Origin of the sequence: Brevundimonas sp. (assembly GCF_036676055.1) — a bacterium.
Classification (GTDB): domain Bacteria; phylum Pseudomonadota; class Alphaproteobacteria; order Caulobacterales; family Caulobacteraceae; genus Brevundimonas.
On the sequence record NZ_JAKFDS010000044.1, the window covers coordinates 23,337 to 44,931 of the forward strand.

Here is a 21,595-nt window from a genome sequence, read left to right on the forward strand (position 1 = left end):
AAACCGTGGCGTATGGCAAAGCCTTAGACGGAGGCCTCGACCTTGACCTCGAACTCCTGACCGAGAACCGCGGTCGGATTGATCTGGGCGTGGTCGCGGCGCACCTCGAAATGCAGGTGCGGTCCGGTCGAACGGCCGGTTGAGCCAACGAGGCCGATTCGCTCGCCAGACCCGAGGCGATCGCCGCGGGCCACGTCGATGCGGCTCAGGTGGGCGTACAGGGTGCTCATGCCATTGGGATGGCGGACCTCGATGAAGCGGCCGTAGCCGGCGGCGTCATAACCCGTGCGCGCCACCTCGCCTTCGGAGGCGACGAACACGCTGGTGCCGCGCGGGGCGGCGATGTCGACGCCCTTGTGCTGGCGGGCGGCGGCTTCGCCGGCGAGGCGCCGCAGGCCGAAGGCGGAGTTGACCGCGTAACCCTTGAGCGGGGCCGCAAAGGCGATCAGGCGGGTCATTGGCCCGGCCGGTTGGGCGACGGCGGTTACGGGCGGGGCTTCCGGAGCGGGCAGTTCGATCTCGACCGTGTTGGCTGCGGGTTCGGAAACAGGGGCGGCGGCCATGGCCAGCACGGCGACCGAAGCCAGCGCGGCGGCTTGGCCGGAATGGATGAGAAACGACCGGGCGGTCGGCAACAGGCGTCGCATCATGGGCGGCGTCAGCTCCGTCTTTTCGGCTCTACTGAGCGGTGAAGGCGCCGACGGGCCGCGAAACAGGCGACGCTCTCGGTCGGCGACCGGGAGGACGGACTTCGTAGGGGGCGCACGGGGCGACTTTGGGGCCGAAAAGGTTCCGACGGGGTGACAGGAGGTCGCAGCGGAGCCGTAAATACTCAAGCGAAATCAACAAAATCGCCGCGCACGAAAAAGGCGCGCCGCCCGAAGGCGACGCGCCGGATCCGGATATCGCCGTGGTTCAGGGCAGCGGAAGGCGGAAGGTGATCGCGCCGACATGGGCGTCCGCGGCGTCGCCGAAGCGGCCGCGGTAGCCGATCGACATCGTGCCCGGCCCCACGTCGGCCTCAACCCCGGCCGAGGCCAGCAGCGAGCCTCCGAACGGATCCCCGATGTCCCGCTCCAGCACCTGGGCCGGATTGCCGGCGATGCCGACCCGGACCGCGTCGCTGCTGTCGCCGAAGCTGTCGCGATAGCCGCCCTCGACCCAGAAGTTCAGGCCCTCGCCGCCGCCCTCGGCCCGCAGCGCGATCTCGCCGCTGGCCGCCTGCACGGTGCGGTCCTCATACTGGTACTGCGCCGCCGCGCCCTGTTCGACATAGCCGTTGACGTCCGTCGAGACGAAGTTGACGGCGACGCGCGGCGAGAGGGCGATGCCCCCCATGTCGAGCCAGGTCCCCGCCTGCAGGCGGGCGCCGAGGCTGCCGCCGTCGGTGTCGCCGGTGTGGACGATCGGGGCGAGCGAGGTGGCGCGGGTGATGTCGTCATACTGGTCGATCGAGCCGCCGACCGTGGCGTTGACGAACATCGCGCCCGAACGCCAGCCGGCGTAGATGTCGAAAGCGTAGGTTTCGACGTCGAAGGCCATCGGTCCCGCTTCGACGTCGGCGGTGCGGAAGGTCCCGGCCAGGCCGAAGCGCAGGGTGTCCGACATGACGTGGTCGAGCCCCACCCGTCCGCCCCAGCCGGTCGCGTCCGCCGCGGCGACGACCCCGCGGGCGTCCGTCTCGACGCTGTCGTAGAGCGCCCCGAACGTCAGATGGGTGCCGGGCTCCCAGCCTCCACGCGCCGACAGGCCCTCGCTGGCGAGATCCAGCAGGTCCTCGCGCTGGCGGAAGCCGGTCTCGGCCTGGACCGTCGATTGGGCTCCCAGATCGCCATAGTAGAGGTAGTCGTTGGCCAGTTGCGCGATCAGACGGTGCCCGGCCGCGGTCGGATGGACGCTGTCCCAGTAGAGGTAGCTGTCGGGGTCGGCGCAGACAGTCACGCCGTTGAAGCATGCAGTGCTCGCATTGGTCAGGCCGAAGGCGCCTGGATTGCCGGCCAGCGGATCGCTGATCTTGTACAGGTCCATCAGGATGATGTTGCTGTTCGGGTTCGCGGCGGCGACTCCAAACAGTCCGGACAGCAGGGCCGAATTGAAGGTCGTGCCCGAGAAGTCCGCAAGCGCCGAGCCGGAGGCTCCGATACTCCCAGCCGAGAAGCCCGGCGTGATCCCGAGGCGCGGCAGGTTGGTGACCAGGACGGTTCCGGCGCCCGCCGCGGCCACGCTGTTGACGAGGAAGTTGATATCGCCGGCCGCGGCGGTCGCCACGCCCTGCATGGTCGCCTGGGCGGTGGCCGGGCTCGCGGCGGCGCCGGGGAAGGCCTGGAAGATGTTGTTGGCGCCGCCGAGGATGCTGACCAGGTCGTTGGCTCCGAACGTGCCCCCGCCCCCGGTGTAGGCCAGCAACTGGTTGCGCATGCCGGGCGGGCTGGCGGCGCTGTCGGTGCGGGCGCCGCCGAAGGCGTAGTTGACGCTGCCGGTCACCGGCGCGCCGGCGGTGTAACGGCCCGCGTTGAAGCCCAGCAGTTCCGTGAACACCGGCCCGTTGGAGAATCGTCCCTGATAGTAGGGCGGCGACAGCGGCTGGGTCCCGCCCGTCACGGCGTACAGGTTGCCGTTGTCGCTCAGACTGTCGCCGAACACGACCAGACGGGTGTAGCTCTGGGCGCTGGCGGTGGTGGCGCATGCGCCCAAGGCGGCGACGACCAGCGCGGCGGCGGCCGCGTTGCGCAGGAAACGAGACATCTGTGATCCTCCCTCGGCCGTCATCATGCGACCGTTGCGCGACACTCTGCGCCCGTTTTCAGGGTGCGCAAGATGCCGCCGGGGAAGCTTTCACTGCAGGGTCCGGAAGCGCAGCGTTCCGGCCACACTCCGCAGCGCCGCGAGGGAGGCGGGGTCGTAATCACGATCGACATCGGTGATGACATAGCCGGTGCGCTCGTCGGTCTTCAGATGCTGGCCGAGGATGTTCAGCCCCGCCGCCGCCAGGGCGCGGTTCAGCTCGGCCAGCACGCCCGGCTGGTTGCGGTGGATGTGCAGGATGCGGTGGGCCCCGTTCACCTCGGCCAGCTGCACGTTCGGCAGGTTGACGCAGAAGGTGGTGTCGCCCCGGTTCAAATAGGCCAGCAGCCGCTCGGCGGCGAACTCGGCGATGGCCTCCTGGGCCTCCTCGGTCGAGCCGCCGATGTGCGGGGTCAGCACAACGTTCTTCAGGCCGCGGAGAGGGCTGTCGAAGGGGTCGGCGTTGGTCGCCGGCTCTTCGGGGAAAACGTCGAGCGCGGCCCCGCCGATCCGGCCCGCGCCCAGCGCCTGGGCCAGGGCGCCGATATCCAGCACATGGCCGCGGGACAGGTTCAGCAGCAGGGCGCCGGGCTTCATCCGCGACAGCTCGGCCGCGCCGAGCAGGGCGGTGTTCTCGCGCCGCCCGTCAACGTGCAGGCTGACCACGTCGCTTTCGGCCAGCAGAGCATCCAGCGACGGCATGCGGCGGGCGTTACCCAGGGCCAGCCGTTCGGTCAGGTCGTAGAAAAGCACGCGCATGCCCAGGGCCTCGGCCAGCACCGACAGCTGCGAGCCGATGGCGCCATAGCCGACGATGCCGAGGGTCTTGCCGCGCAGCTCCCGCGAGCCGGTCGCCGACTTGTTCCACTCGCCGCGATGCATGGCGGCGGACTTGTCGGTGACGTCGCGCAGCAGGGCGATGGTCAGGCCGACCGCCAGCTCCACCACCGAGCGGGTGTTGGAGTAGGGGGCGTTGAACACGGCCACGCCGCGTTCCGCGGCGGCGTCGAGGTCGATCTGGTTGGTCCCGATGCAGAAGGCGGCGACGGCCATCAGCTTGTCGGCGGCGTCCAGAACCCGGGCGCTGACCTGGGTCTTGGAGCGGACGCCGAGGACATGCACCCCCTTGATGCTCTCGATCAGGGCGTCCTCGCCCAGGGCGCCCGTCACCGTCTCGACCTGATAACCCGCCGCCTGCAGCCGTTCGACGGCCGCCGGGTGGATGGTTTCGAGCAACAGCATCCGCATCCGGCTGCGGGGATACGACCAGCGGCCAGCGAGGCCCTCCAGATGCAGCAGTTCGTCGATCGAGCGCACCTCGTCGTCGGCGGCGGCGACCACCCGTTCGCGGCGCACGATCTCGGTGAAGGCGTAGAAGCGGTCGGCCACGCCCGCCTGTTTGACCTCGGCGTCGGTCCAGCCGTCGCCGACCATGACGACGGGGCCCGGAAGGTGGAGGGCCTTCAGTGCACCGGCCTTGCCGAAGGGGTCGAGCAGGGGGCTTTCGGCCACGCCGCTGACGCGACCGTCGGCGTCATAGCTCAGGTCGTTGGCGACGATGCGGTCCGGCGCCACGCCGAGGATGCGCGCGACCGGGGCGATGATTTCTCGAAAGCCGCCCGAGACGATGATGATGCGGCCCGCCTGCTCACGGAAGAAGGCCAGGTTGCGGCGCACCGAGGCTGTCAGGCGGGGCTCCGCGTCGGCAGCGAGGCGATCGATGTGGGCTCGTGTGAGCGGCAGCAGCGCGAGGCGGCGGCTCAGGGCCTCGCCGAACGGGAGGTCGCCGGTCATGGCCCGGTCGGTCAGCCGCGCGATCTTCGCCCGCACGGCGGCGGCCTCGGGCGAACCCTCGAGCGCGATGTCGGCCAGCAGCTCGAGCGTCTCGAAGTCGACGAGGGTCGAGTCGAAGTCGAAAACAAAGGTCGCCGCACCGGTCATGCCGGGACCATCGCGCACCTTCGCAGCTGCAGCAACGGAAACGGTCGCCGGAGACAAGGCGCGGTCAGCCGAGCCGACGACCCGCGGCGGGACTGTCTGGCCGTCACCTTGGAACGGCGCGGGCGTCAGAAACGGCCGAGGCTTCGCAGCTTGCTGTCCGGCCGCCGGGCGTCGAGCGCCGCGGCGCCAACCGCCGCCGCGATGGTGACGAGGGCGAGGATCGCGCCGCCCTCCTTCGCGTGGTCGCGGGCGTAGGTCCCGGCCTCGGAGGCGTAGTGGCGGGCGCGCTTGCCCTGCTTCTTCAGCACCTTGCGCGAGCTATGCCGGGTGTCGTCCAGGAACCGCCGCGAGCGGTGGCGGGCGTCCTCGCCGAAATCCGCGGCCCGCTCGCCGGCCTCGCTCATGCCGCGGCGGACCGTCTCGGTCAGGTCCTCGAACCGGGTGCGCAGGCCGTCGGCGTCCACCCAGCCGCGCGGATTGATCCGGCCGCGCAGGCTTTCCAGCCGCGTCGGGCCGGTGCGCTGGTTCAGCAGCAGGGTGGCCAGGCCGACCCCGGCCAGGATGGCGACCACGCCGGCGGCGATGCCGGGGTGTTTCCGGACTTCGGCGAGGGCGGAGAACTGTCGGACCATGGGATAGTAGACCTCTTCGTCGAGACCGTCCTCGGTCGGGTCGTAGAGCCCGTCCTCGTCCGGCTGCCAGGCGGAACGCCTGTCCCGCATCAGGGAAGGAGCGAACCGGGCGAAAAGAGGTTCCGCCACGCCGGGCAGCACCGAATAGAAACTGGCGATCAGCCGGCCGCCGCCGCCGACGGTGATCTCGCGGATCGGATGCTCAGCGCAGTACAGGATGGTGTCGGCCACCACGTGGGTCGCATAGACCGGCTGGGGGTTCTGCACCGCCTGTCCGGTCAGGTTGCGGGCGTGTTTGTTGTAAGGGGTGTCGATCGCGCCGGGCTTGACCAGGCTGACGGTGATCGGCGCCTGTTCGCGCAGCAGTTCCATGCGCAGGGCGTTGGTGAAGCCTTTCACCGCGTGCTTGGAGGCCGAATAGACGCCCTGGATCGGGATCGGCGCGTCCGAATGGATGGAGCCGACGTTGATGATGGCCCCGCCGCCCGGGCGTTCGCGCAGATGCTCGGCCGCGACAAGCGATCCGTTGACCACGCCCCAGTAGTTGGTCTCGAACAGCCGTCGCTGGTCCTCCAGCGTGGTCTCGCGGATAGGGCCGTAGATCGAAACGCCGGCGTTGTTGATCCAGGTGTCGAAGCCGCCGAACAGCCGCCGGCACTTCTCGGCCGCCTCGGCCAGGGCGTCGTGGTCGGCCACGTCGGCCACCGCCCAGGCGGCGCGCGCCCCCGTAGCCTGCAGCTCCTCCGTAAGGGCCTTAAGGTCGCCCTCGCCGCGGGCGATCAGGAAGACGCAGGCGCCCGCCCGCGCCGCCCTCCGCGCTGTCGCCAGGCCGACGCCCGAGGTGGCGCCGGTGATCACGATGGCCTGCTGTTTCAGGGGCTTGAGCGTCGCTTTGGTCATGAAATCGCCGGCTGGATGGGGTCGACAGGGGCCTTGAGAAACGGGACCGCGACCCCGCCGGTTCCTCGTCTAGCACGCCGCCCTTACCAATCGCGATACGGGCGCCTATCTTGCGACGCTTCCGCACAACCACCCCTTTTGAGGACCGCCGTGACCGATCACGCGCCCGCTTCCGCCCCGTTGGCCGACAATCTCGCCGCCGCCTTCCAGATTGAAGGCTGGCCGGTGCGCGGCCGGCTGGTCCGGCTGGGCGACACCATCGACGCCATCCTGTCGGCGCACGCCTATCCCGAACCCGTTGCGGCCCTGCTCGGCGAGGCCTGCGCGCTCGCCGCCCTGATCGGCTCGAGCCTGAAGTTCGAGGGGCGGCTGATCGTCCAGGCCCAGGGCGACGGCCCGGTCCGTTACGTGGTCGCCGACTATGACACCCGGGGCCACCTGCGCGGCTACTGCCGTTTCGACGAGGCCGAGGTCGCGGCGGTGTCGCAGGGATTCGCCCGTCCCGGCGCCCGAACCCTGCTGGGCGAAGGCCTGTTCGTGATGACGCTCGACCGCGGCGCCGATTTCGAACGCACCCAGGGCATCACCCCGATCGAGGGCGAAAGCCTGTCGCTGGCGGCCGAACACTATTTCCAGCAGTCCGAGCAGATCCCGACCAAGGTGCGGCTGGCGGTCGGCGCGGTGACCACCGATGCGGGCACGGCGTGGCGCGCGGGCGGGGCCCTGATCCAGCTGATCGCCGGCGACGCGGCCCGCGGCTCGACCGAGGAAGCGTGGGACCGATCGCGCGCCCTGTTCCAGACGCTGGGCGACGACGAGTTGATCGATCCCACCGTTTCGCCCGAAACCCTGCTGTTCCGGCTGTTCCATGAGGACGGCGTGCGGCTGGAGGACGCCCGGGCGCTTCAGGCGGTGTGCCGTTGCTCGAAGGACCGCATCGGCACGGTGCTGTCCTCCTTCTCCGCCGAGGAGCGGGCCGAGATGGTCGAGGACGACGGCAAGATCCGGGTGACCTGCGAATACTGCGCGACGGTCTACGAGCTGGAGCCGGAAGAGATCGTGGCCGGATGAACACGCTTTACACGGGGCGTGTGGAGCGGCGCCGCTCGCGGGGTGACTTCCGCGTGTGAATGTGCAACCTCCACGAAAGGCCAATTTGCGCCAATGTCGAGGGGATTCCCATGAAGAAGACGATCGCCGCGGTGACCGCGGGCTTGCTGCTGATCGCCGGCCAAGCGGCCGCCGCCAATGATTCCGCCGTTTCGCGCGTCGGTGACCGCATCGGCGCGACCGCCGACCAATCCGCTGAATTCGCCGGCGTTCCGCTGCCGGTGCTCGTGGTCATGGGCGGCCTCATCGTCCTGACCGTCGTCGCCGCGACGGACGACGACAGCGAGAGCGACTGATCCAGGAAACTGGTCTGTGATGGCCCTCTCCGCTTGCGCGGGGAGGGCCTCTTGCTATTTGGAGCGCCTTGATCGGGCCGACGGCGTCGCCCCGGTCTCCACGGGTTTCTGAACGACCCGGGCCGGCCATCGAGGCGTTCGATGCGGCCAACTATCGTTGCGGAGAGTAAGTTGCGTTGGCTCACCAAGCTCGTTCGTCGTCTGAAATGCCGGCGTCATCGCTGGCGCACCAATCGACGGCGGCAGGGCTGGGAGTTCTGCGACCTCTGCGGAGCCACGCGAAAGGCGTAGTGACGCCTGGGTCCCGGCGCCGTCCGCAGGCCGACGGCGAGGGCGTGTCGCGGCGGTCCGACCTGCGATAACGCCGGGTTGCGAAGGCTGCTCCGGTCCGTCATGCTCCCGACGTTGTTCAGGGGAGGATCGGATGACCATGGAATCGTCAACCCAGGTTCAGGGCTTCGACTGGAAGCAGCTGTTCTTTTCGTTCGAGGGCCGGACGCGGCGGTCCCATTTCTGGATCGGCTGGCTGGTCTGCCTCGGTCTCGGGGTGGTGTTCGGCTGGATTCCGCTGCTGGGCTTCATCCTCTCGATTGCGCTGATCTGGCCGAACCTGGCGATCACGGTGAAGCGGCTGCACGACATGGGTTACACGGGCTGGCTCGCCGCCATCCCCTATGCGGTCGGCATCCTCGGCACATTCGTGGCTTTCACCATGATCGGCGCCACCGCCTTCATGAATGCGGCCGCGCTCGAGAACGAGGATCCGGCGGCGATCTTCGCCGTGGTCGGTCCGGCCATCGGCCTGTTCGGCGTGATGTTCCTGATCGGGCTGGGCTTCCTGCTCTGGATCGGGCTCACCGAGGGTCAGCGCGGCGACAACCGGTTCGGACCCAATCCGAAGGGCCTTCAGGGCCCGGGCGCGCACTAGCGTCACCAGGGCGGAATGAGCGCGGCGGCCCGACCGCCGCTGCTCAGCCGCCGAGGTCCAGCGAGTAGCCCGCCGACCGCACCGTGCGGATGGGATTGACCGTACCTTCGATGTTCAGGGCCTTGCGCAGGCGGCCGACGTGGACGTCGACGGTGCGGGCCTCGACATAGACATCCGAGCCCCACACCGCGTCCAGCAGCTGCTCGCGGCTGAACACCCGGCCGGGGTGCTGCATCAGGTGGTCCAGCAGGCGGAATTCGGTGGGGCCGAGGTGGATTTCCTGACCGGCCCGGCGCACGCGGTGGGCGACGCGGTCGATGACGATGTCGCCATGGGTCAGACGGTCGTCGGCCAGACCCGGACGGATGCGGCGCAGCACGGCCCGGATGCGGGCGTTCAGCTCGACCATCGAGAACGGCTTGGTCATGTAGTCGTCTGCGCCGGTGTCGAGGCCGCGCACGCGGTCGGTCTCCTCGCCGCGGGCGGTCAGCATGATGACCGGCAGGTTGCGGGTCTCGGGCTTGCCGCGGATGCGCCGGCACACCTCGATGCCCGACAGCTTGGGCAGCATCCAGTCCAGCAGCACCAGGTCGGGGAGACGCTCCTCGATCTGCAGCATGCCCTCCTCGCCGTCGGCGGCGACGACGACGCGGTAGCCTTCCTTTTCAAGGTTGTACTGAACGAGGGTCGCCAGGGCGTCCTCGTCTTCCATCACCAGAACATAGGGCTGCACGGCGGTTCTCCGGAACTCAGGCGGATGTCGGCGGTTCGGGCGTGTCCTCGGCCGTGTCGGGATTCCAGCGCGGGCGCTCGCCCGAGAACTCCAGGCCGGTGATCTCGTAGTAGATGGTCTCGGCGATGTTGGTGGCGTGGTCGCCGATGCGCTCAAGGTTCTTGGCCATGAACAGCAGGTGGGTGCAGGCGCCGATCGTGCGCGGATCGCCCATCATGTAGGTCAGCAGCTCGCGGAACAGGCTGTTGTAGTGCTCGTCGACCTCATCGTCCGTGCTCCAGACGGCCACGGCCCGGTCGACCTCGCCGGCGGCGTAGGCGTCGAGCACGTCGCGCAGACGCATGGAGACCAGCTTGCCCATCCGCTCGATCGACCGCGTCAGCGGCTGCATCGGCTCGCCCTCGGCGAGGATCAGGCCGCGCTTGGCGATGTTCTTGGCGAGATCGCCCGTGCGCTCCAGGTCGGTGGCCAGCTTCATCGACGACAGGGTGCGGCGCAGGTCGGAGGCGACCGGCTGGCGCAGGGCGATCAGGCGAATGGCCTTCTTCTCGATCTCACGCTGCAGGCCGTCCAGCCGGGCGTCGCGCTCGACCACGGAACGGCCCAGGGCCACGTCGCGGCGGGCGACGGAATCGATGGCGTCGGCGACCTGGGCCTCGGCCAGGCCGCCCATGCGGGCGACCTCCGCCGTCAGCTGGTCCAGTTCGTCTCCATAGGCTTTGACGGTGTGCTGGGTCATGGCGGGTCCTAGCCGAAGCGGCCGGTGATGTAGTCGAGCGTGCGACGCTCGCGCGGATTGGTGAAGATGTCCTCGGTGTCGCCGGTCTCGATCAGTCGGCCCATGTGGAAGAAGGCCGTGCGCTGACTGACCCGCGCCGCCTGGGCCATGGAGTGGGTGACGATGACGATGCAGTAGCGTTCGCGCAGCTCGTCGATCAGCTCCTCGATGCGGGCGGTGGCGATGGGGTCGAGGGCCGAGCAGGGCTCGTCCATCAGGATCACCTCGGGCTCGACGGCGATGGCGCGGGCGATGACCAGACGCTGCTGCTGGCCGCCCGACAGGCCGGTGCCGGGCGAGTGCAGCCGGTCGGCGACCTCGTCCCACAGGCCGGCGCGCTTCAGCGAGGCCTCGACGACGGCGTCCAGCTCGTCCTTGCTGCCCGCCAGGCCGTGGATGCGGGGGCCGTAGGCGACGTTCTCATAGATGGTCTTGGGGAAGGGGTTCGGCTTCTGGAACACCATGCCGACCCGGGCGCGCAGCAGCACGGGGTCGACCGACTTCGCATTGATGTCGGCGCCGTCCATCTCGATGCGGCCGACGACGCGGGCGCCCGGGATGGTGTCGTTCATCCGGTTCATGGTCCGCAGGAAGGTCGACTTGCCGCAGCCCGAGGGGCCGATCAGGGCCGTGACCGTCTTGTCCGGGATCTCCAGCGAGACCTCGTGCAGCGCCTGTTTCTCGCCGTAGAAGACCGACACGTCGCGGGCGGTGATCTTGATCGGCGCGCTCGGGTCGGCGCTGTGCAGGACTGGCGGGGGGGCGATGACGCGCGCGTCGGCGTCGGCGTCGGCCGAGCCGCCGTTCGAGCCTTCCGGGGCGTGAAAGATCTTGAACTTCATACGACTACCACCGGCGTTCGAAGCGTCGCCGCAACAGGACGGCGGCGGCGTTCATGATGATCATGAAGGCGAGGAGGACGATAATGGCCGCGGCGGTGCGTTCATGGAACGCGCGCTCCGAGGCGTTCTCCCAGATGTAGATCAGGGAGGGCAGGGCGCCGGTCGGCTCGGCCAGGCCATGCGGGATGCCCGGCACGAAGCTGACCATGCCGATCAGCAGCAGGGGCGCGGTCTCGCCGAGGGCGTGGGCCATGGAGATGATGGCCCCGGTCATCACGCCCGGCATGGCCAGCGGCAGGGTGTGATGGAACACGGTCTGGGTCTTCGACGCGCCCATGGCCAGGGCCGCCTCGCGGATCGACGGCGGCACCGCCTTCAGCGACGACCGGGTGGCGATGATGATGGTCGGCAGGGCCATCAGGGCCAGCACCAGACCGCCCACCAGCGGGCTGGCGCGGGGCAGGTGCATCCAGTTGATGAACAGGGCCAGACCCAGCAGGCCGTAGATGATCGACGGCACGGCGGCGAGGTTGTTGATGTTGACCTCGATCAGGTTGGTGATCCGTCCCTTGGGCGCGAACTCCTCGAGGTACAGCGCCGCGCCGACGCCGAGGGGCAGGGCGATCAGGGCCGTCACCAGCAGCATCAGGGCCGAGCCGATCACGGCGCCCAGCACCCCGGCCAATTCCGGTTCGGTCGAGTCGCCCTTGGTGAACAGGGCCGAGTTGAAGTGGCTGGCGACCATGCCGTCGGCCTTCATCCGGTCCAGCCAGTCGATCTGTTCGTCGGACAGTCGGCGCTGCTCGGCCGGGGTGTCGCGCGAGATCTCGCCCTTGAAATACAGGTCGGCGTCGTCCGACAGGGGGGCGGCGATCGGCGTCGTCTGGCCGATGAGTTCCGGCTGCTGGCGAACACGCTCGGCGGCGATGAATTTAAGCTCGGAGGAGAACAGGCCGCGCATGGCCGTGGCCTTCGTCCCCGACACGTCGTCCTGGACGCCCAGTCGCGCCAGCTGCTGCTCGGCGACCAGCAGCTCGAAATTCGTCCCCTGCGGATAGGCGCGATCGACGCGCGCGGGGTCCATGTAGACGGGGGTCGTGACCGTGTGGGCGTAGAAGGCGGTGTGGCCCTGTTCGAAGATCCGGCCGAGCAGCAGCAGGAGGAAGCCCACCGCCAGGCCGATGGCCAGCAGGCCGTACAGCTTGAAGCGCCGTTCGCGGGCATAGCGCCGCTTCAGGCCCGCGCGCAGACGGTCGGCGCGCGCCGCCTCCTTCGCGCCGGGGACGGTCGGGGTGATGGCCGCGTCAGTCATATTGCTGCCGATAGGTCTGGACGATGCGCTGGGCGATGACGTTCAGCACGAGGGTCACCAGGAACAGGGTCAGGCCGAGGCCGAACGCCGCCAGGGTCTTGGGGCTGTCGAACTCCTGGTCGCCGGTCAGCAGGGTGACGATCTGGACCGTCACGGTGGTCACCGTATCCAGCGGATTCAGGGTCAGACGCGCCGCCAGACCGGCCGCCATGGTCACGATCATGGTCTCGCCGATGGCCCGGGACATGGCCAGCAGCATGGCGCCCGCCACGCCCGGCAGGGCGGCGGGCAGTAGCACCCGCTTGACCGTCTCGGACTTCGTCGCGCCCATGGCGTAGGAACCGTCGCGCAGCGACTGGGGCACGGCGTTGATGATGTCGTCCGACAGGGAGCTGACGAAGGGGATCAGCATGATGCCCATGACCGCCCCCGCGACCAGGGCCATCTGGTTCTGGACCAGCATCAGATACTGGCCGAGCCCGTCCAGCGGGCCGCCGACCAGCAGGGCGCCGAGGCCGTTGAAGAACTCACGGAACGCCGGGCCCACCGTCAGGGCGGCGAAGAAGCCGTAGACCACGGTCGGCACGCCCGCGAGCACCTCCAGCATCGGCTTGACCGTCGCCCGGAAAACCGGCCCGGCGTATTCGGACAGGTAGATGGCGGCGAACAGGCCGACCGGCGCGGCCACCGTCATGGCGATGAGCATGATCAGGAAGGTGCCGGCGAACAGCGGCAGGGCGCCGAAGGCGCCGCTGGAGCCCACCTGGTCGGCCCGGATCGCCGTCTGGGGACTCCATTGCGTCCCGAACAGGAACTCCATGATGGGCACGGAGGCGAAGAAGCGCAGCGAGTCGTACACCAGGGAGGCGATGATGCCCACGGTGGTCAGGACCGCCACGGCCGAACTGGCGAACAACAGGCCGACGATCCAGCCCTCGACCCGATTGCGGGCCCTCATGTCCGGGCGGATGCGGCTGAAGGCGAACAGGGCGCCGAGCAGCGCCGCCAGCGCGGCCCCCACCACGCCGCCCAGATCCAGCAGACGTCCGATGCCGGCCACGCGGGCGCCCTCGGCCGGCAACAGCTCGGCATAGGGCGCGGGCCAGATTTGCGCGGCCGGCTGGCCGGCGCCGACCGCCCGGGCGTCGGTGAAAAAGGCGTTGCGGCGCAGCGGCTCCAGCTCGGTCACCGCCTCGGGCGCTCCGGCGACGATCAGACCGCTCTCGATCGTCGGCGTCAGCGGCGCCGCCCCGATCAGCACGACGAGGGCGGGGACGAGGGTCCAGATCAGGGCGTAGGCGCCGAACTGGCCGGGCCGGGAGTGCGCGCGCACGCCCTGCTGACGGCGCCGCGCCAGAGAGCGCGCGCCGACCCAGGCGGCGACGGCGGCGGCGATCAGGATCGGCAGGAAAAGCCAGGTCATGCGGGTCCGGAACCGGGAGGAATCGGAACGGCCGGGGAGGGGCCCGTCGTTCGCGGCGGAACCTGCCCGTGAATGGTCAGCGGATTACGACGACCGCGTGACAGTTCTGTTACGGCCGCCGGCGACCCGTCGCCTGCCCGTCACGCGCCCCGGTCGCGCCCCTTGGGGCCGCCACCGGGAAGTAGGCGGTGAATCTCGCGCCCTTGCCCGGCGCGCTCTCGACCGTCAGCCCGCCGCGGTGGCGGTTGACGATGTGTTTGACGATGGCGAGGCCCAGCCCGGTGCCGGAGCGCTCGCCGCTCTTCTGGCCCTCGACGCGGTAGAATCGTTCGGTCAGCCGGGGCAGGTGCTCGCGCGCCATGCCTGGGCCGTGGTCGCGGACGCTGACCGCGGCGTAGCGCAGGCCCGGCTCGCGGTCCGGGGTCACCAGCGGCAACCGGGTGGCCCCGTCGCCGCGGTTGCCGCCCGACCATGGGGCCGAGGCCTGATCGAGCGTGACCTCAGGCTGGATCACGACCTCGACCGTGTCCCCCGGCGCCGAATATTTGATGGCGTTGTCGACCAGATTCTGGACCACCTGCACGATCTCGTCGCGATCGCCGTGGATCGGCGCGCTGATGGTCGGGTCAAGAAGCTCCACCCGAACCTCGCGCTCGGCCGACAGCACGCTGACGGCGTCGATCACGTCGGAGGCCGCCCGGGCGAGGTCGAGCCGGCCGGCGGGGGGGACGTGCTCGTTCAGCTCGATCCGGCTCAGCGACAGCAGGTCGGCGACCAGCCGTCCCATCCGTTCGGCCTGGGTCGCCATGATGTCGAGGAATTTGTCCCGCGCCTTGGGATCGTCGCGGGCGTGGCCCTTCAGCGTCTCGATGAAGCCCGACAGTGAGGCCAGCGGCGTCCTCAGCTCGTGGCTGGCGTTGGCGAGGAAATCGACCCGCATCAGCTCCATTCTGCGGACGTCGGTCTCGTCGCGCAGCACGACCAGGGCCAGCGACCGTCCGTCCGTCGAGGCCAGGGGGCGGGTCAGGGCCCGCCAGTGCCGCGTCTGGGCGCCGACGCCGGCGTAGTCAGTGGTCCGCGCCACGCCGCCGAACAGGGCCTCGTCCACCGCCTCAAGCACGGCCGGCTCGCGCAGGGCCGAGACCAGCAGCGCTCCCTCGCGGGCGATTCTCAGCAGGTCGCGAGCGGCGGCGTTGGCCAGCACCACCCGGCGGTCGGCGATGTCGTCCGCCTCGCCGCCGGACACCACCAGCACCGGGTCATCCAGCGACTCGAACAGGCTTTCCAGCAGGGCGCGATCGTCCGCCATCCGGTCCGGCGCGGCCGCGGGCGCCCCTCCGATCGAGCCAGCCGCGGCCCCCGCCCCCCGGTTGACCGCCCAGGTCGCCACCGCCACCAGCGCCGCCCCGGCCAGCAGAGGCCACGCCCGATCGGGCTGAAGCAGGGCCAGTCCAAGCAGCACGACAATGGCGACGCCGGCGCTGGCTCCGGTCGTCCACAGGCGGGAGCTGGCCTGCGGCGCGACGGGCGAGGGCGAGACATCGTAGGGCATTCGAAATTCCGGTGCGGGCTCGCCGCCTCTTATCCCGCGAACATGACACGGAATTCATGACAAGCGCACGGGTGCAGGCCCGGCGAATGGTTGTCAAACACCCTTTACAGACCTACGACTGTCGCAAATGAACCGGCATTCGGCGGAGGACCTATGACGGCGGCATTGACGCTGGAAGGCGTGAGTAAGCGATACGGCGACTTCCAGGCCGTGCGCGATCTCAGCTTCGAGGTCGAGAAGGGCTCGATCTGCGGCTTCCTGGGGCCGAACGGCGCGGGCAAGACCTCGACCATCCGCATGATTCTGGGCCTGCAGCCGGCGACGTCGGGCCGGATCACCATCCTCGGCGCCGACGACGGCCGCAAGGTTCGCGACCGCATCGGCTTCCTCCCGGAGGAGCGCGGCCTCTACAAGAAGATGACCCCGGTCGACGCCATCGCCTTCTTCGGCGCGCTGAAGGGCCTGCCGACCGGCGAGGGTCGCAAGCGGGCCCGCGAGATGCTGGACGCCCAGGGGCTGGGCGACGCCAAGCGCAAGAAGATGAAGGAGCTGTCCAAGGGCATGTCCCAGAAGGTGCAGCTGATCGCCTCGGTCGTGCACCGGCCCGAGTTCGTGATCCTCGACGAGCCCTTCTCCGGCCTCGACCCGGTCAACCAGCAGGGGCTGGAGGCGATGATCCGCGGCCTCGCCGCCGACGGCGCCACCGTGCTGTTCTCGACCCATGTGATGCAGCACGCCGAGCGGCTGTGCGACAAGGTCGTGCTGCTGGCGCGCGGCAAGAAGGCCTTCGAGGGCACAGTCGCCGAAGCGCGGGCCACCACGCCGCGCTTCCTCGAACTGGAAGGCGTCATCGCGCCGGAGCAGGCGGCCGGCCTGCCGGGCGTCAGCGGGGTCGAGGTGATATCCGACGTCGACGGCGTCCGCGTGCTCAAGGCCGGCCTCGTCGCCGGCGGGCGGGGCCAGGACGCGCTGAAGGCCGCCTTCCTGAACGGTCTCGACGTGCGCCGCTTCGAACTGCGCGAGCCCAGCCTGCACGACGCCTTCATCGGCCTGACCGGAGATAACCCGGACCAGGACCAGTCCGTCAAAGCCGCGGAGGCCGCCCGATGAACCGCACCCTGCTGATCGCCCGGCGCGAGTTCGCCGCCTACGCCAAGACCGTCGGCTTCTGGCTCTCGCTGCTGGCGTTTCCGATCTTCGCCGTCCTCGGCGGCGCCATTCCGATCCTGATGAAATCCAGCGAGCCCATGCGCGAGGTCGTGGTGCTGGAGGAGGGACCGCAGGCGACCGGCCTTGCGGCCGCCGTCCAGACCGCGCTGGGCGAGGAACGGGCGCGGCGCGAGCAGATCGGGCGCGAAGCCCAGGCCAAGGCGGAGAAGGCCGGCGGTCAGACCGGCGCCGCCGCCGCGAGCAGCGCCTTGAGCCAACTCTCGGGCCTGCGCATGACCATTGTCGCCCCGCCGGCCGATCTGGCCGCCGCGGCCCCCGGCAAGGCGCGCGAGGATCTCGTTCGCCATTATCTGGGCGACGAGGTCACCGAAGAGCAGCAGCTCGATTCCGTGGTGCTTCTGAACCGCGTCGACGGGAAGCCGACCGCGCGGGTCTGGACCCGGCGCGCCACTGACGACACGGTCGAGGACTTCGTCCGCGACGCCCTCAAGGACGCCAACCGCCGCGAGGTGTTCAAGGCGGTCGGGATCGACGCCGCCGTGGTCGAGGAGACCGGCCGCTTCCGCCCGGAGGTCGTCGCCCTGTCGCCGAAATCGGCCAGCGGCGGCGAGGTGTCGTTCCGCGACCAGCTGCCCACGATCATCGGCCTCGCTTCCGGCTTCCTGCTGTGGTCGCTGATCATCACCGGCGCCTCGATCCTGCTGAACAGCGTGATGGAGGAGAAGTCGAACAAGATCCTGGAAGTGCTGCTGTCGTCGGCCTCGGCGACCGAGATTCTGACCGGCAAGGTGCTGGGCGTGGCGCTGCTGACCCTGACCGTGCTGCTCGCCTGGGGTGGGATCGGCGCCTTCGGTCTGATGGCCGGTCTGCCGCAGTACGCCCCGATGATCGGCGAAGTGCTGCTGAGCAGCGGCCTGCTGGCCTATTTCGCCATCTACGCCGTGGGCGGCTATCTGATGTACGCGGTGCTGTTCGCGGCCATCGGGGCTTTCTGCGAGACGCCGCGCGACGCCCAGACCCTGATGGGGCCGATCATGATGATCCTGGTCGTGCCGCTGCTGGTCATGCAGATGGCGATCCGGACGCCGGATGCTCCGGTTGTCCAGATCATGTCGTGGATCCCCTTCTTCACCCCCTTCCTGATGAGCGGCCGCGCCCCGTCGGAGCCGCCGATGATCGAGATCGTCGGCACCATGGCCGGGATGTTCGCCTTCGCCGCCCTGATGATCTGGATCGCCGGCCGGGCCTTCCGGGCGGGCGCCCTGTCGGACGTGAAGCTGAGCTGGAAGAGCTTCGCGGGGGCGATCGGGCGGGGGCGGTAGAAGTCTCTTTCCTCCCCGTCGCGAAGCGATGGGGAGGGGGACCGCGAAGCGGTGGAGGGGCTGTTGGCGGCGTCGCGGTCGTGCGGCGGAGAGAGCCCCTCCGTCTCGCCGGCTTCGCCGTCGATCCACCTCCCCATTGCATGGGGAGGATATGAAAAAGGCCGCTCCGGGTTCCCGGGGCGGCCTTTTGATCTTCAGTTCGTAACGTCGATTTAGCCGCGGGCCGGACCGGCGCCCGGGACGCGGGGCTTCGGCGGCGGCAGCAGGCCTTCGCGCTGGGCGCGCTTGCGGGCCAGCTTGCGGGCGCGGCGCACGGCCTCGGCCTTCTGGCGGGCGCGCTTCTCCGAGGGCTTCTCGTAGTGCACGTGGCGCTTCATTTCCCGGAAGCTGCCTTCGCGTTGCATCTTCTTCTTGAGGGCCTTCAGCGCTTGATCGACGTTATTATCGCGAACGAAAATCTGTACCAGGTTGAACTCTCCTTTGGCCGCCCGCCGCGTCCTGTGAGGGAGACGGGCAGACAAATAAATCTCATCCTCGTCAGACCGGGGTCCGCGAGTGAAGGCGGGCTGATACACGAGCGGCCCGGTCCTGTCCAGATCGTCGCGGCAAGATGTGAAGGGTCGAAACGCCCGCCGGACGGGCTTATGCTGGCCCCATGACCGACGCGCCACACCTGTCGAACGACCCACCCGGCGGAGAGGCTCTCAAAGCCGACTGGGCCGACCGCATGGAGCAGGCGGTGCTGGACGTCGCGATCCAGCGGGCGCCGGCTCTGGGCTGGAACAGCCGCATGGTGCGGGCGGCCTGCGAGGCGAACGGGCTGTCGCGGGGCGATGAGGAGTTGCTGTTGCCGAACGGGGCGCGGGATCTCGCCGCCCTGCTGTCGCGCCGGCATGACGATCGGGCGCTGGCGTCGCTGGGCGAGGTCGACCCGAAATCGCTGAAGATCCGCGAGCGAATCGCGCGTGCCGTTTCGGCGCGGATGGAGGCGGGGGCGGTCGATCTGGAGGCCACGCGCCGCTGCGCCGCCTTCCTGGCCCTGCCGTCAAACACCGACCTCGGGCTCAAGCTGGCTTGGGAGACCGCCGACCTGCTGTGGACCTGGGCCGGCGACACGGCCACCGACTGGAACCACTATTCCAAGCGGGCCATCCTGTCGGGCATCCTGATCCCGGCCCTGACCATGCGATGGTTCGACGGCAAGGACGCCGCCGACGCCTTTGTCGCCCGCCGCATCGAGAACGTCATGGCCTTCGAGAAGTGGAAGGCCGGCAAGGATTTCGACGCGCCGCTGCGCCGGATGACGGACGCGCTGAGCCGGATGCGGTACGGGGCGAAAGCGGAGTAGCCGCTAGAGCGGCTTCACCCGGTTAACATGGCCCATCTTGCGGCCGGGTCGGGCCTCTGCCTTGCCGTAGAGGTGGAGGCGGGCGTCGGGCTTGCCGGACAGGGTCTTCCACTGTTCGATTTCGTCGCCCAGCAGATTGGTCATCTCGACGCGGGCATGGGCGGTCGTCGGGCCCAGCGGCCAGCCCGCGATGGCGCGGATGTGCTCTTCGAACTGGTCGCAGACGCAGCCGTCCTGGGTCCAGTGGCCGGTGTTGTGGACGCGCGGCGCGATCTCGTTGACCAGCAGCTTGCCGTCGCCGAGATCGAACAGCTCGACCCCGAGCACGCCGACGTAGTCGAGACCCTCGAGGATGGCTTTGGCGATGGCTTTCGCCCGTTTCTCTGTCGCGGCGTCGACGGCCGCGGGGGCCACGGTGGTCTTCAGGACGCCGCCCTTGTGGGTGTTCTCGCCCAGCGGATAGACGGCGACCGCGCCGTCGTGACCGCGCGCGGCGATGACCGACAGTTCGCGGGTGAAGTCGGCCTTCGCCTCGAGGATCGAGGGCCGTTCGCCGACGGCATGCCAGGCATCGGCGGCCATTTTCGCCGAGCGCACCCAGACCTGCCCTTTGCCGTCATAGCCCTCGCGGCGGGTCTTCAGCAGGGCAGGGGCGCCGAGCCGCTCAAGCGCCGCCAGAAGGTCGTCGAGGCTGTCCACGGGGGCGAAGTCGACGGTGGTCGCGCCGACGCCGTTGAGAAAGGTCTTCTCCTCGACCCGGTCCTGGGCCGCGGCCAGCGCCTTGGGGCCCGGGGCGACAAGGGCGCCGCCCTCGGCCAGACGCGCGACAGAGGCGGCGGGGACGTTCTCGAACTCGAAGGTCACGGCCGCGCAGGTCTGGCCAAGCACCCCCAGGGCCGTGGCGTTGTCATAGGCGGCGACGATCTGTCCCTGGGAGACGCGGCCGGCCGGGCTGTTCTCTTCCGGATCGAGGATGACGACGTTGAAGCCGAGCCGCGACGCGGCCTGGCTGAGCATCCGGCCCAACTGGCCGCCGCCGAGAATGCCGAGGGTCGATCCGGGGGGCAGCGGAAGCGCGGTCACTCAGTCCTCGACCGTCTCGTGGACCGCTTCGGTCTGGGCCTCACGGAAGGCCCGCAGCCGTCCGGCCAGTGTCTCGTCCGACAGGGCAAGGATCTGCGCCGCGAGAATGCCGGCGTTTTTCGCTCCCGGCTCGCCGATCGCGAGGGTGGCGACCGGGACGCCGCCGGGCATCTGGGCGATCGACAGCAGGCTGTCCATGCCCTTGAGCGCCTTGGATTCGACCGGCACGCCCAGCACCGGCAGCTCTGTCATCGAGGCGGCCATGCCCGGCAGGTGGGCGGCCCCGCCGGCCCCGGCGATGATGACCTTGTAGCCCGCGACGCGGGCGCCGGTGGCGAAGTCGAACAGCCGTTGGGGGGTGCGGTGGGCGCTAACGACCTTCGCTTCCCAGGCCACGCCCAGCCGGTCCAGCGCGTCGGCGGCATGCTTCATCGTCGGCCAGTCCGAGCGGCTGCCCATGATGATCGCCACTGGCGGGGTCGTTGGCGGAGTCTGGGTCGCCATAGTTGCGGGCCCTTTCGCGGGAAAGCGGCGCGATACAGGACTCGCGTTGCGCCCGCAACCGACCGCGTTAGGCTGAACGCGGGTCGGCACGCAGTGAGTCGCCGGCCGGGGAGCTGTTTTCTTCTGTGACCGACGCGGCCGTCATCGACCCCATCGCCGAGATCGAACGGCTGCGCGCCGAGGTCGAGGCCCTGCGGCGGCGCGCCGAGGCGGCCGAGGCGGCGGCCGATCACGACGTATTGACGCCGGCCCTGAACCGGCGCGGATTCGTCTCCGCGATGAAGAGCGCCATGGCCTTTTGCCAGCGCCACGAGGTTCCGTCCGTCCTGCTCTATCTCGACCTCGACGGGTTCAAGGGCGTCAACGACGCCCTCGGCCACGCCGCCGGGGACGCGGCGCTGGTCCATGTCGCCGAGATGATGCGGGCCAATCTGCGCGAGTCGGACGCCGTCGGTCGGCTGGGCGGCGACGAGTTCGGCCTGCTGATGCTCAACGCCGGCCTGGAAGAGGGCCGGGAAAAGGCCCGCCGCCTCGCGGAAACGCTGCAGACCTCGCCCTTCGAATGGGAGGGGCGTTCGGCGGAGCTCGGCGGCTCTTTCGGCGTCCGCGCCTTTGCCGGTCATACCGATCCGGAGGTCTGGCTGGCCGAGGCCGACGCCGCCATGTGGGTACGCAAGAAGGGGCGGTGACCCTCAGGCGATGATGTCGGGCAGGACGATCGCCTCGATCTTCACGATCTCGTCGCGCAGCGTCAGCTTCTTGCGCTTCAGCCGGGCGATCATCAGCTGGTCAGGTACGGGCATGTGTCCGAGGGCCTCGATCGAGGCGTCGAGGTCGGCGTGTTCGAGGCGCAGCACCTTGAGACGGGCGTGAAGCGCCTGCTCTTCCTCGCTCAGAAACGGATCGTCGTCATTCATGGTCGGGCCCCGGACGCGGG

The 21,595-nt window shown here is 69.5% G+C and carries 21 protein-coding genes; 7 read left to right on the forward strand and 14 right to left on the reverse strand.

Features of this window, described 5'->3' with window-relative positions; translation table 11 throughout:
* Positions 1-23 precede the first annotated feature (23 nt).
* From V6M45_RS07285 to V6M45_RS07305, 4 genes are all read right to left on the reverse strand, one after another.
* Positions 24-650, reverse strand: coding sequence for a M23 family metallopeptidase (locus V6M45_RS07285; RefSeq protein ID WP_332655073.1), 627 nt, complete (start codon positions 648-650; stop codon positions 24-26).
* A gap of 265 nt (positions 651-915) precedes the next feature.
* On the reverse strand, positions 916-2,745 hold the full coding sequence (locus V6M45_RS07290) for an autotransporter domain-containing protein (protein WP_332655075.1): 1,830 nt from the start codon (positions 2,743-2,745) through the stop codon (positions 916-918).
* 90 nt (positions 2,746-2,835) lie between these two features.
* Entirely contained in the window at positions 2,836-4,743 is a 1,908-nt protein-coding gene (gene serA, locus V6M45_RS07295) for a phosphoglycerate dehydrogenase (protein ID WP_442880555.1), read from the reverse strand.
* 107 nt (positions 4,744-4,850) lie between these two features.
* Positions 4,851-6,257 (reverse strand): SDR family oxidoreductase, encoded by a 1,407-nt coding sequence (locus V6M45_RS07305; protein WP_332655077.1) that lies wholly within the window; start codon positions 6,255-6,257, stop codon positions 4,851-4,853.
* Between the two features lie 150 nt (positions 6,258-6,407).
* On the opposite strand from V6M45_RS07305, the gene V6M45_RS07310 reads away from it, so the two are divergent.
* The 3 genes from V6M45_RS07310 to V6M45_RS07320 all read left to right on the forward strand — a co-directional run bounded on the left by V6M45_RS07310 (position 6,408) and on the right by V6M45_RS07320 (position 8,591).
* The gene (locus V6M45_RS07310; RefSeq protein ID WP_332655079.1) at positions 6,408-7,328 is read left to right on the forward strand and encodes an Hsp33 family molecular chaperone; all 921 of its coding nucleotides are present in this window, start codon (positions 6,408-6,410) and stop codon (positions 7,326-7,328) included.
* 110 nt (positions 7,329-7,438) lie between these two features.
* Positions 7,439-7,663 (forward strand): hypothetical protein, encoded by a 225-nt coding sequence (locus V6M45_RS07315; protein WP_332655081.1) that lies wholly within the window; start codon positions 7,439-7,441, stop codon positions 7,661-7,663.
* Between the two features lie 424 nt (positions 7,664-8,087).
* Positions 8,088-8,591, forward strand: coding sequence for a DUF805 domain-containing protein (locus V6M45_RS07320; RefSeq protein ID WP_332655082.1), 504 nt, complete (start codon positions 8,088-8,090; stop codon positions 8,589-8,591).
* Positions 8,592-8,634: 43 nt separating this feature from the next.
* Here V6M45_RS07320 and phoB read toward each other — a convergent pair whose 3' ends face one another.
* The 6 genes from phoB to V6M45_RS07350 form a co-directional block, all read right to left on the reverse strand.
* On the reverse strand, positions 8,635-9,324 hold the full coding sequence (phoB, locus tag V6M45_RS07325; protein ID WP_300291520.1) for a phosphate regulon transcriptional regulator PhoB: 690 nt from the start codon (positions 9,322-9,324) through the stop codon (positions 8,635-8,637).
* A 16-nt stretch (positions 9,325-9,340) separates the two neighbouring features.
* Complete coding sequence (gene phoU / locus V6M45_RS07330; protein ID WP_332655084.1) at positions 9,341-10,063, reverse strand: phosphate signaling complex protein PhoU; 723 nt, start codon at positions 10,061-10,063, stop codon at positions 9,341-9,343.
* A gap of 8 nt (positions 10,064-10,071) precedes the next feature.
* The gene (pstB, locus tag V6M45_RS07335) at positions 10,072-10,944 is read right to left on the reverse strand and encodes a phosphate ABC transporter ATP-binding protein PstB (protein ID WP_332655085.1); all 873 of its coding nucleotides are present in this window, start codon (positions 10,942-10,944) and stop codon (positions 10,072-10,074) included.
* Positions 10,945-10,948: 4 nt separating this feature from the next.
* Entirely contained in the window at positions 10,949-12,256 is a 1,308-nt protein-coding gene (gene pstA / locus V6M45_RS07340) for a phosphate ABC transporter permease PstA (protein WP_332655087.1), read from the reverse strand.
* The gene (gene pstC, locus V6M45_RS07345) at positions 12,249-13,679 is read right to left on the reverse strand and encodes a phosphate ABC transporter permease subunit PstC (protein ID WP_332655089.1); all 1,431 of its coding nucleotides are present in this window, start codon (positions 13,677-13,679) and stop codon (positions 12,249-12,251) included. The genes pstA and pstC overlap by 8 nt, the downstream gene beginning before the upstream one ends.
* A gap of 109 nt (positions 13,680-13,788) precedes the next feature.
* The gene (locus V6M45_RS07350) at positions 13,789-15,231 is read right to left on the reverse strand and encodes a sensor histidine kinase (RefSeq protein ID WP_332655091.1); all 1,443 of its coding nucleotides are present in this window, start codon (positions 15,229-15,231) and stop codon (positions 13,789-13,791) included.
* Between the two features lie 153 nt (positions 15,232-15,384).
* Here V6M45_RS07350 and V6M45_RS07355 point away from each other — a divergent pair, with 153 nt between their 5' ends.
* Positions 15,385-16,341, forward strand: coding sequence for an ABC transporter ATP-binding protein (locus V6M45_RS07355; protein ID WP_332655093.1), 957 nt, complete (start codon positions 15,385-15,387; stop codon positions 16,339-16,341).
* A complete protein-coding gene (locus V6M45_RS07360; RefSeq protein ID WP_332655096.1) occupies positions 16,338-17,723 on the forward strand; it encodes an ABC transporter permease in 1,386 nt (461 codons plus the stop codon). Before V6M45_RS07355 ends, V6M45_RS07360 begins: the two co-directional genes overlap by 4 nt.
* Positions 17,724-17,935: 212 nt before the next feature.
* On the opposite strand, the gene rpsU is transcribed toward V6M45_RS07360, so the two are convergent.
* Complete coding sequence (rpsU, locus tag V6M45_RS07365; RefSeq protein ID WP_168049186.1) at positions 17,936-18,190, reverse strand: 30S ribosomal protein S21; 255 nt, start codon at positions 18,188-18,190, stop codon at positions 17,936-17,938.
* A gap of 188 nt (positions 18,191-18,378) precedes the next feature.
* Here rpsU and V6M45_RS07370 point away from each other — a divergent pair, with 188 nt between their 5' ends.
* The gene (locus V6M45_RS07370; protein ID WP_332655098.1) at positions 18,379-19,071 is read left to right on the forward strand and encodes a COQ9 family protein; all 693 of its coding nucleotides are present in this window, start codon (positions 18,379-18,381) and stop codon (positions 19,069-19,071) included.
* Between the two features lie 3 nt (positions 19,072-19,074).
* On the opposite strand, the gene V6M45_RS07375 is transcribed toward V6M45_RS07370, so the two are convergent.
* Positions 19,075-20,154, reverse strand: coding sequence for a 5-(carboxyamino)imidazole ribonucleotide synthase (locus tag V6M45_RS07375; protein ID WP_332655100.1), 1,080 nt, complete (start codon positions 20,152-20,154; stop codon positions 19,075-19,077).
* Entirely contained in the window at positions 20,155-20,658 is a 504-nt protein-coding gene (gene purE / locus V6M45_RS07380; RefSeq protein ID WP_332655102.1) for a 5-(carboxyamino)imidazole ribonucleotide mutase, read from the reverse strand. It abuts the gene before it with no gap.
* Between the two features lie 125 nt (positions 20,659-20,783).
* Here purE and V6M45_RS07385 point away from each other — a divergent pair, with 125 nt between their 5' ends.
* The gene (locus V6M45_RS07385; RefSeq protein ID WP_332655105.1) at positions 20,784-21,347 is read left to right on the forward strand and encodes a GGDEF domain-containing protein; all 564 of its coding nucleotides are present in this window, start codon (positions 20,784-20,786) and stop codon (positions 21,345-21,347) included.
* Between the two features lie 3 nt (positions 21,348-21,350).
* Here the strand turns inward: V6M45_RS07385 and V6M45_RS07390 are convergent, their stop codons facing one another.
* Positions 21,351-21,575, reverse strand: coding sequence for a YdcH family protein (locus V6M45_RS07390; RefSeq protein WP_332655106.1), 225 nt, complete (start codon positions 21,573-21,575; stop codon positions 21,351-21,353).
* Between the last annotated feature and the right edge of the window lie 20 nt (positions 21,576-21,595).